Raw genomic sequence first — 1,080 nt, 5'->3', positions numbered from 1 at the left:
GAAATTGGCAAAGCCGGCATTGTTGGTGCGCGCGGACGCGGCGAGCTTGCCGGCTTCGTCATACAGCCGCACCATGATCCCGGCCATCGGCCGGTCTCCGGCGCCGTATTTGCCGTCGCGATCGACATCGAAATAGACGAAGGACGAGTAATTGAGCATGCCCCCGCGGCCGCTCCAGTCGGTGCGGACGGCATAGTCGGCAGCCGGATTGGTCTGCCGCCGTCCCTTGCGGCGGCTGCGCTTCCGCCACAGCCGCCAGGACACGACAGCTGCCGCAAGCACCACAAGGGCGGCGAACAGTATCTCGACAGCGCCCAAGTCAGGCATGGAGCCTCCTTTCACAGATCTCGTGGAGGATTGCGTTCATGGGCGATCCGGCTGCGTTGGAATACTTTGCCGACAGGTTATTGCATGTCGGCCAAAAGCGAACCCGGGTTTGGGACAGCGACATGCATCAAGACAAAAGACTTAAAGCGCGTTGCATGGATCCGTTCAAGCGCGACGCATGAAAGCAGTCGCCTTACTTCAATTCCACCCACACCGGCGCATGGTCGCTGGCACCGTCCTCGCCGCGCACGTCGCGGTCGATGCCGGCGGCGGTCAGGCGGCGTGCCAGTTTCTTCGACAGCAGGATGTGATCGAGCCGGAGGCCCGCATCGCGCGGCCAGCGGTTGCGGCGATAGTCCCAGAATGTGTAAAGCGTTTCCTTCGGATGCTTCTTGCGCAGGGCATCAAGCCAACCCTGGTCGAGCAGGCGCCGGAACGACGCCCGGCTTTCCGGCTGCACCAGCGCGTTGTCGTCATAGGAGCGGGTGGCGTAGATATCGCGCGGCTCGGGCACGATGTTGTAGTCGCCGGCCAGCACCACCGGCAGGCCGGTGTCGAGCAACTGTTCGGCATGCGCCTCCAGCCGCGCGTGCCAGGCGAGCTTGTAGGCGAATTTCGGGCCGGGCTGGGGATTGCCGTTCGGCGCATAGAGGCAAGCGACGACAATGCCATTCACCGCCGCCTCGATGTAGCGGCTCTGCCTGTCGGCTTCGTCGCCGGGCAAGGCATCGCGGGTCAACACGGGCTCGGCAC

The 1,080-nt window shown here is 64.1% G+C and carries 2 protein-coding genes; both read right to left on the bottom strand.

Translation table 11 applies throughout. The annotated features are described in order from the left end of the window. Positions 1-327 (bottom strand): SdrD B-like domain-containing protein (locus ENZ75_RS32660; RefSeq protein WP_281061332.1); only part of this gene is annotated, 327 nt, incomplete at its 3' end. Between the two features lie 193 nt (positions 328-520). After that, positions 521-1,080, bottom strand: a 560-nt coding sequence (locus ENZ75_RS32650; RefSeq protein WP_128278656.1) for an exodeoxyribonuclease III, incomplete at its 5' end; no start/stop codon positions are given.

The organism is Mesorhizobium sp. M7A.F.Ca.CA.002.04.1.1 (genome assembly GCF_004022805.1).
Taxonomy (GTDB): domain Bacteria; phylum Pseudomonadota; class Alphaproteobacteria; order Rhizobiales; family Rhizobiaceae; genus Mesorhizobium; species Mesorhizobium ciceri.
The sequence above is the reverse complement of the archived record's forward strand: the minus strand, read 5'-3'. Positions and strand labels throughout refer to the sequence as shown.